An 8411-nucleotide genomic window follows, 5' to 3' on the forward strand; every position below is an offset into this window, starting at 1 on the left:
GTTCCGGGGCGATTCTATCGGGCTTTCGACCCGGCTCCCGTCCTGCGCAGCAGGAGGATTCCCGCGAGGCCGCACACCCACGCGACGAGGTAGCCCGCAGCGAGCGACAGCGGGATCACGGGCTGCCCGTACTCCTGCAGCACGAGCGGCGCGACTACGGGGAACGCGGAGGCGCCGAGGGCGATCCATCCCCGCCGCCGTGCCGTGGGCGCGTTCCGGCGGACCAGTCGCACTGAACCCCACCAACAGAGGAGACCGAGCAGACCGACGATGTACAGGTAGCCGTACAGCGGGCCGGGCTCGCCGTACTTCCCGACGGGATCGTACAAGGCGTGCAGGTGTCGCTCGAGCCCGCCGAGCGTGAGCTGGTCGGCGAGCGCGTAGCCGAGTCCGGCCGCGGTGGCGAGGGCGCCCAGTCCGTACGCGAGGAGAGTGCCGCGCGTGCCGGTCGGCGGTGCCGTCGTAGGTCGGGTGATGGTCCGTGCTGTCATGGCGCCTCCCTTTGGTACGTGGTGTACCAACTTGGTACACCACGTACCATAGGCGCATGAACGGGACTTTGAAACCCCGAGTACCAAAATCGGGGACGTCCGCGAGACGACCCCGTCTGGCGCTCGAGGAGACGCGGCGCCGGGTCCTGGACTGCGCCGTGGACCGCGTGTTCGCCGAGCGCGGCGGGACCGGCCTCGAGCACGTGCGGCTCGAGGACGCCGTGCGGGCTGCGGACGTCTCCCGGACCGCGGCGTATCGGTGCTGGCCGCAGCGGGAGGACTTCCTCGCCGATGTCCTCTCGGCCCTTGCCGAGCAGGCGCTGCCCATCGCGTCGACCCGGAGTGCCCGGGCCACCGGGGTGGTTCGCGCGGCTGTCGGCGACGACCCGGCGACCGTTCGGACGGTCGAGGGGCGTCGCGCCGCGTTGCTCCGTGCGGTGAGCGCATCGGCCGACGACGACCTCCTCGCGGACCGGGAGGAGGACCGACGCTGGCGGTTGTACCTGACGCTCGCGATGGCCGTGCCCTCGCTGGCGGACGGTCCCCCTCGCGACCGCGTGGTGGCCGCCGTCAACCGTGCGGAACAGACGGTCCGAACCCGGCTCGCGGCGAACTACCGACGGCTCTTCGAGTTGTTCGGGTTCACGAGCACCCTCGGTTACGAGGAGCTCGCCGAGATCGGCCTCGCGCTGATGCGCGGCTACGTCGTCGGCGGGCACGCGGGGGCGGACGCGGGCCGGCCCGGCCCGGCGTACTCGCTCCTCGCCGCAGGGGCCGCGGCACCGTCGGACACGGGGGAGTGGGACGAGGCCCGCGGCCGGCGCCTGCTGGACGAGCTCGCGGCACCGGACGTCTTCGGGGCGGGGACGCCCGCCGTCACCGGAGAACATGTCGGTGGTGGCGAGTAGCCTCGACGCCGACGATGTCGGGTGCGAGGAGGCGTGATGACCGGGCCGAAGGACGACGGGCCGCTGCACGGTTCCGACATCGCGCGGCGCGCGCTCGAGGAGGCCCGCGCGGCGGCCAAGGCGGCCGGGAAGTCCGTCGGCCAGGGCCGGTCCGAGCCCATGACCGGCGGCGTGCGCCGGCTGCGCCGCGGCTCGAAGCGGTGGAGCGGACCCTCGCCGGACAACCGCGACCCCCAGGCCTTCGGATCGCTCATCGGCGGTATCGCGAAGGCCCGCGGCTGGGACCAGAAGGTCAACGAGGGCACGGTCCTCGGCTGTTGGGAGTCCGTCGTGGGCGCCGACGTGGCCGCGCACGCGCGTGCCGTGAGCCTGCGGGAGAAGGTCCTCCACGTCAGCGCCGAGTCCACGGCCTGGGCCACCCAGCTGCGGCTCATGCAGTCCCAGCTGCTGGCGAAGATCAACGCGGCCGTCGGCCAGGGCGTGGTCACCTCGCTGCACATCACCGGGCCCAGCGCGCCCAGCTGGCGCAAGGGTCCGCTGCACGTGCCGGGCCGGGGCCCGCGCGACACCTACGGCTAGGCCGGCCCGTCCGGCAGGAAGTCCGCGAGGTCGATGCCGCGCTCATCGGCCAGGGCCTGTAGTTTCGCGGCGTCGTCGACCTGGATGCACACGCAGGCGTGCGGGCCGTCGTCGTCGCTGCGCACGACGTAGTACGCGCTGCTGTCGGTGAGCGGCGCGCCCTCGGCGTCGCGGAACAGCCAGCGGACGTGGAGCAGCGTGATCGCGCCGGTGAGGGGCGTGCTGCCCAGGAGCTCGTGCCCGACCGAGGAGAGCCCCAGGGCGCGGTACAGCGGGTAGGACTGCTCGAGGCCGCGGGCCATCGACGCGCGATCGTCGAGTACCCCGGAGAACCGGTCGTCGACGATCATCCCGGGCTCGGCCCACAGGCCGGCGGCGGCCTCCGCGTCGAATCGCGCGAGCGTCTGCGCGTACCGGGTGAGGTAGTCGTCGATCTCGGCGTGATCCATGCCTCCGACTCTACGATCGATTGCCGGTTCATGCCCCAGCGTCGCCGTGTGCGCGTCGGATCGCATTTCGGACTGAGCGGACCGAAACGAGGTTGATCGCGTCTGCGACGCGATGAGGGCGTGGCAAACGCATTCATCGTCGTGAAGAGGAGTAGACTAGAAGGGCAAGAGCGCCTCGTCTCCGCGGGGTGCTGTCCGATCGCCATCGCGGCGGCTGCGGCCCGTGGAAGTTCACGGCGGTTCGCCCGGTGGTTTCGACGAAGGAGCGCCAACACATCGTGGCGGCTGACAACAACGCGGACAAGCCCAAGGGCTCGTACGGCGCGGATTCCATCAAGCAACTCGAGGGCCTGGAGGCGGTGCGTAAGCGCCCCGGCATGTACATCGGTAGCACCGGTCCTCGCGGCCTGCACCACATGATCCAGGAGGTCGTCGACAACTCCGTCGATGAGGCGATGGCGGGGTACGCGACGCGGGTCGACGTCCGCCTCTTGGCGGACGGCGGCGTCGAGGTGATCGACGACGGCCGCGGCATCCCCGTCGCGATGCACGCCAAGGGCATGCCGACCGTGCAGCTTGTGCTCACCTCGCTGCACGCGGGCGGCAAGTTCGACTCCGACTCGTACGCCGTCTCCGGCGGCCTGCACGGCGTGGGCGTCTCCGTGGTCAACGCGCTCTCGAGCCGGGTCGAGGTCGAGATCGACGTCGACGGCTTCCACTGGCAGAACAACTTCCACTGGGACGACAAGCAGAAGACGGCAGTGGCCGAGGACCTGATCAAGGGCGAGCCCACCACGCGGACCGGTACGACGGTACGCTTCTGGGCCGACCCGAAGGTCTTCACCGAGACCACGCACTACGACTTCGAGACGGTCTCGCGCCGCCTGCAGGAGATGGCCTTCCTCAACAAGGGCCTCACGATCACCCTCACCGACGAGCGCCCCGCCGTCGTCGAGGTGCCGGACGAGGACATCACGGAGGCGGCCCCGTCGGCGCACGAGGACGACGTGGCCGCGGCGCTGGCCGAGGTGGCGCCGAAGAAGCGCGAGCGGATCTTCCACTACCCGGACGGCCTCGTCGACTACGTCAAGCACATCAACGCGCGGACGTCGAAGACGCCGATCCACGGCTCGATCATCTCCTTCGAGGGCAAGGAGAAGGGCCACGAGGTGGAGATCGCGATGCAGTGGAACTCCGGCTACTCGGAGTCCGTGCACACGTTCGCCAACACCATCAACACCCATGAGGGCGGCACCCACGAGGAGGGCTTCCGCACCGCGCTGACCTCGATCGTCAAGGCCTACGCCAAGGACAAGAAGCTGGTCAAGGAGAAGGACGGCGAGCTCACGGGCGACGACATCCGCGAGGGCCTGGCGGCCGTCATCTCCGTCAAGGTCGCCGAGCCGCAGTTCGAGGGCCAGACCAAGACCAAGCTCGGCAACACCGAGGTCCGCGGGTTCGTCCAGAAGGTCTGCCGCGAGCAGCTGCAGTTCTGGTTCGACTCCAACCCGGCTGACGCCAAGACCATCGTGCAGAAGGCCTCGGCCTCCGCGCAGGCCCGCCTGGCCGCCCGCAAGGCGCGGGAGCTGGTGCGCCGCAAGAGCGCCACCGATATCGGCGGCCTGCCCGGCAAGCTCGCGGACTGCCGCAGCAACGACCCCGACAAGTGCGAGGTCTACATCGTGGAGGGCGACTCCGCCGGCGGCTCCGCGAAGAGCGGCCGCGACTCGATGTACCAGGCGATCCTGCCCATCCGCGGCAAGATCATCAACGTCGAGAAGGCCCGGATCGACAAGGTGCTCAAGAACACCGAGGTCCAGTCGATCATCACGGCCTTCGGCACCGGCATCCACGACGAGTTCGACATCGCCAAACTGCGCTACAAGAAGATCGTGCTCATGGCCGACGCCGACGTCGACGGCCAGCACATCTCGACCCTGCTGCTGACCCTGCTGTTCCGCTTCATGCGGCCGCTCGTCGAGCACGGCCACGTCTACCTCGCGCAGCCGCCGCTCTACAAGCTCAAGTGGCAGAAGGGCGCCGACCCGGAGTTCGCCTACAGCGACAACGAGCGCGACGTGCTGCTGGCCCACGGCCTGCAGAACGGCAAGAAGATCAACAAGGACGACGGCATCCAGCGCTACAAGGGCCTCGGCGAGATGAACGCCAAGGAGCTGTGGGAGACCACGATGGACCCGACGGTCCGCGTGCTCAAGCAGGTCACGCTGGACGATGCCGCCGCCGCCGACGAGCTGTTCTCGATCCTCATGGGCGAGGACGTGGTGGCCCGCCGCTCGTTCATCGCGCGCAACGCCAAGGACGTGCGGTTCCTCGACGTGTGACCGCCGGCGCGCCCTGATCCGGGCGCGCCGCGCACCGTCGAACCGATGAACTCGAAGGACTCGAAATGACTGACACCACTCCGCCCGCCGAGACCGGCGGTCACGACCGGATCGAACCGGTCGACATCCAGCAGGAGATGCAGCGCAGCTACATCGACTACGCCATGAGCGTGATCGTGGGCCGCGCCCTTCCCGAGGTGCGCGACGGCATGAAGCCCGTGCAGCGGCGCATCCTGTACGCCTCCTACGACGCCGGCTACCGGCCCGACCGCAGTTACGTGAAGTCGGCCAAGCCCGTCGCCGAGACCATGGGTAACTACCACCCCCACGGCGACAGCGCGATCTACGACGCCCTCGTGCGCCTCGCGCAGCCCTGGTCGCTGCGTTACCCGCTGATCGACGGGCAGGGCAACTTCGGCTCGCCGGGTAACGACCCCGCGGCCGCGATGCGCTACACGGAGGCCCGCCTCACGCCGCTCGCGATGGAGATGCTGCGCGACATCGACGAGGAGACCGTCGATTTCTCGCCGAACTACGACGGCAAGACGCAGGAGCCGACGGTGCTGCCCGCGCGCGTGCCGAACCTGCTGATGAACGGCTCCGGCGGCATCGCCGTCGGCATGGCGACCAACATTCCGCCGCACAACCTGCGCGAGCTCGCCGACGCGATCTTCTGGTGCCTGGACAACTTCGACGCCGACTCCGAGGCGACGCTCGAGGCGTGCATGGAGCGGATCAAGGGACCGGACTTCCCGACCTACGGCCTCATCGTCGGCGGCCAGGGCATCAAGGACGCCTACTCCACGGGCCGCGGCTCGATCCGCATGCGCGGCGTGGTCTCCGTGGAGGAGGACTCCAAGGGCGCAACGGAACTCGTCATCACCGAGCTGCCCTACCAGGTGAACCCCGACAACCTCGTGCTGTCGATCGCCGAGCAGGTGCGCGACGGCAAGATCGCCGGTATCAGCAAGATCGAGGACCAGTCCAGCGATCGTGTGGGCATGCGGATCGTGGTGCGGCTCAAGCGCGACGCGGTCGCCAAGGTGGTGCTGAACAACCTCTACAAGCACAGCCAGCTGCAGACCAGCTTCGGTGCGAACATGCTGTCCATCGTCGACGGGGTGCCGCGCACCCTGCGCCTGGACCAGATGATCCGCTACTACGTGACGCACCAGTTGGACGTCATCGTGCGGCGCACCCGGTTCCGGCTGCGCAAGGCGGAGGAGCGGGCCCACATCCTGCGCGGTCTGGTCAAGGCCCTCGACGCCCTGGACGAGGTCATCGCCCTCATCCGGCGGTCGGAGACCACCGAGATCGCCCGCGCCGGCCTGATCGAGCTCCTCGACGTGGACGAGTTGCAGGCCAACGCGATCCTCGACATGCAGCTGCGCCGCCTCGCGGCCCTCGAGCGGCAGAAGATCATCGACCAGTTGGCCGAGATCGAGCTCGAGATCGCCGATCTCAAGGACATCCTCGATCGACCGGAGCGCCAGCGCGCCATCGTCCGCGACGAGCTCGCCGAGATCGTCGAGAAGTTCGGCGACGACCGCCGCACCAAGATCATCGCGGCCGACGGCGACGTGACCGACGAGGACCTCATCGCGCGCGAGGACGTGGTGGTCACCATCACGGAGACGGGCTACGCCAAGCGCACCAAGACGGACCTGTACCGCAGCCAGAAGCGCGGCGGGAAGGGCGTCAAGGGCGCGGATCTCAAGCAGGACGACATCGTGGCGCACTTCTTCGTGTGCTCCACCCATGACTGGATCCTGTTCTTCACCACGAAGGGCCGCGTGTACCGGGCGAAGGCGTACGAGCTGCCCGAGCAGAGCCGGACCGCCCGGGGCCAGCACGTGGCGAACCTGCTGGCCTTCCAGCCGGAGGAGCGGATCGCCCAGGTCATCCAGATCAAGGCCTACGACGACGCGCCCTATCTGATCCTCGCCACCAAGAACGGCCTGGTGAAGAAGTCCAAGCTCGAGGACTTCGATTCCAACCGCAGCGGCGGCATCGTCGCCATCAACCTGCGCGACGAGGACGAGCTGGTGGGGGCCGTGCTGGCCTCGGAGTCGGAGGATCTGCTCCTGGTCAGCAAGAAGGCGCAGTCGATCCGGTTCAAGGCGACCGACGAGGTGCTGCGCCCCATGGGTCGCGCAACCTCCGGTGTGCAGGGCATGCGGTTCAACGAGGACGATCAGCTGTTGGCGCTCAACGTGGTCCACGACGACACGTACCTGCTCGTCGCGACCTCGGGCGGATACGCCAAGCGGACCGCGATCGCTGACTACACTCCTCAGGGGCGTGGCGGCAAGGGCGTGTTGACCATCCAGTTCGACCCGAAGCGCGGCGAGCTGGTGGGCGCACTCATCGTCGACGACGAGACCGAGCTCTACGCCATCACGTCGGGCGGCGGTGTGATCCGCACCGCGGCGCGGCAGGTCCGCAAGGCGGGCCGCCAGACCAAGGGCGTCCGGCTGATGAACCTGGCCGAAGGCACTAGTCTTTTGGCCATCGCCCGCAACGCCGACGAGAGCGACGAACCCGAGCAGGCGGACGGCGAGGCATAGGCCGCCGCGAAGCACGAAGGAGCGCATGTGACTACCCCTGGAACCGGATCCGGCCAGCCGCCGGAGTCCGGACCGGACGCGGGCCGGCAGCCCGTCCGGATCCCGCGACGCGACACCGATGTCGGCCGCGTGATCGATGCGCCCACCGAGGGCGTCGAGCGCGACGAGCTGCCGAAGAACCTGCCGGACCTGGACAAGATCCATCAGGTCGCTCCGGCCGCGGCGCCGACGGTGCCGGTCCCGGCCCAGCCGGCCGCCGACGCGGCCGCGCCTGCGGCGGAAGCGGCGGATCCCGCCGCCCCGGCGGGGGAGGCGGCATCGTCGAACCTGCACACCGTGGGCGGCGCGCCCGCCCGGGCGGCCGGCGTGAAGACGCAGGCCGCCAGCGGACCGGTGCGGGCGGGCATGCAGTTGCGCAGCATCGATCCGTGGACCACGTTCAAGCTCACCGGCGTGGTCTCGGTGGTGCTGTTCTTCGTGTGGATGATCGCGGTCGGCGTGCTCTACATCGTGCTCAGCGGCATGGGCGTGTGGAGCAAGATCAACGACAGCTTCCAGACGCTCACCAACGAGCAGGCCGGCGTGAGCCTCCTGACCGCGGGCAACGTCTTCACCTACGCGGGCCTCGCCGGGCTCGCGAACGTGATCCTGCTGACCGCGCTCGCCACCGTGGGCGCGTTCATCTACAACCTCTGCGCCGACCTCGTGGGCGGCATCGAGGTGACCCTCTCCGATAGGGATTGACCAGCAGTTTTGTAGAACTCGGGGTGCGCTGGTAATGTTCCACCTCGGTTCACGGGCCTATAGCTCAGGCGGTTAGAGCGCTTCGCTGATAACGAAGAGGTCGGAGGTTCAAGTCCTCCTAGGCCCACCACACCCCCACCCGGGGCCTTAGCTCAGTTGGTAGAGCGCCGCCTTTGCAAGGCGGATGTCAGGAGTTCGGACCTTATCTCCAGCTGACAGGCTTGGTAAGGGGTTGACCAGCAGGGATGCTGTGGTGGACATGTCCGTCACGAGGTCGTAGTTTGGCGGTGGGACGGTGCCCAGCAGCGGGTGCACAACCACACACGGGGGC

Annotated in this window: 7 protein-coding genes and 2 tRNA genes; 7 read left to right on the forward strand and 2 right to left on the reverse strand. The window is 68.9% G+C overall.

Annotated features, from left to right (window positions below):
* Window positions 1-14: 14 nt before the first annotated feature.
* On the reverse strand, window positions 15-491 hold the full coding sequence (locus ACNAYW_RS22425) for a hypothetical protein (RefSeq protein WP_415851838.1): 477 nt from the start codon (window positions 489-491) through the stop codon (window positions 15-17).
* Between the two features lie 56 nt (window positions 492-547).
* On the opposite strand from ACNAYW_RS22425, the gene ACNAYW_RS22430 reads away from it, so the two are divergent.
* Together ACNAYW_RS22430 and ACNAYW_RS22435 are read left to right on the forward strand one after the other, a co-directional pair.
* Entirely contained in the window at window positions 548-1399 is an 852-nt protein-coding gene (locus ACNAYW_RS22430) for a hypothetical protein (RefSeq protein ID WP_415851839.1), read from the forward strand.
* Window positions 1400-1435: 36 nt separating this feature from the next.
* Window positions 1436-1978, forward strand: coding sequence for a DUF721 family protein (locus ACNAYW_RS22435; RefSeq protein WP_415851840.1), 543 nt, complete (start codon window positions 1436-1438; stop codon window positions 1976-1978).
* On the opposite strand, the gene ACNAYW_RS22440 is transcribed toward ACNAYW_RS22435, so the two are convergent.
* Window positions 1975-2427, reverse strand: coding sequence for a hypothetical protein (locus ACNAYW_RS22440; protein ID WP_415851841.1), 453 nt, complete (start codon window positions 2425-2427; stop codon window positions 1975-1977). The two genes, ACNAYW_RS22435 and ACNAYW_RS22440, sit on opposite strands and share 4 nt — an antisense overlap.
* Before the next feature lie 278 nt (window positions 2428-2705).
* On the opposite strand from ACNAYW_RS22440, the gene gyrB reads away from it, so the two are divergent.
* The 5 genes from gyrB to ACNAYW_RS22465 all read left to right on the forward strand — a co-directional run bounded on the left by gyrB (window position 2706) and on the right by ACNAYW_RS22465 (window position 8291).
* Window positions 2706-4769 carry a DNA topoisomerase (ATP-hydrolyzing) subunit B gene (gene gyrB / locus ACNAYW_RS22445; protein WP_415851842.1) on the forward strand — a complete coding sequence of 688 codons (2064 nt, stop codon included), beginning with the start codon at window positions 2706-2708 and terminating at the stop codon, window positions 4767-4769.
* Window positions 4770-4834: 65 nt separating this feature from the next.
* A complete protein-coding gene (gene gyrA / locus ACNAYW_RS22450) occupies window positions 4835-7336 on the forward strand; it encodes a DNA gyrase subunit A (RefSeq protein WP_415851843.1) in 2502 nt (833 codons plus the stop codon).
* Window positions 7337-7363: 27 nt separating this feature from the next.
* The gene (locus tag ACNAYW_RS22455; protein WP_415851844.1) at window positions 7364-8080 is read left to right on the forward strand and encodes a DUF3566 domain-containing protein; all 717 of its coding nucleotides are present in this window, start codon (window positions 7364-7366) and stop codon (window positions 8078-8080) included.
* 53 nt (window positions 8081-8133) lie between these two features.
* Window positions 8134-8210: transfer RNA gene (locus ACNAYW_RS22460), tRNA-Ile, on the forward strand.
* Between the two features lie 19 nt (window positions 8211-8229).
* Window positions 8230-8291, forward strand: a tRNA-Ala gene (locus ACNAYW_RS22465).
* Window positions 8292-8411 lie beyond the last annotated feature (120 nt).

This window comes from Tsukamurella ocularis, from assembly GCF_965138335.1.
GTDB lineage: Bacteria > Actinomycetota > Actinomycetes > Mycobacteriales > Mycobacteriaceae > Tsukamurella > Tsukamurella ocularis_A.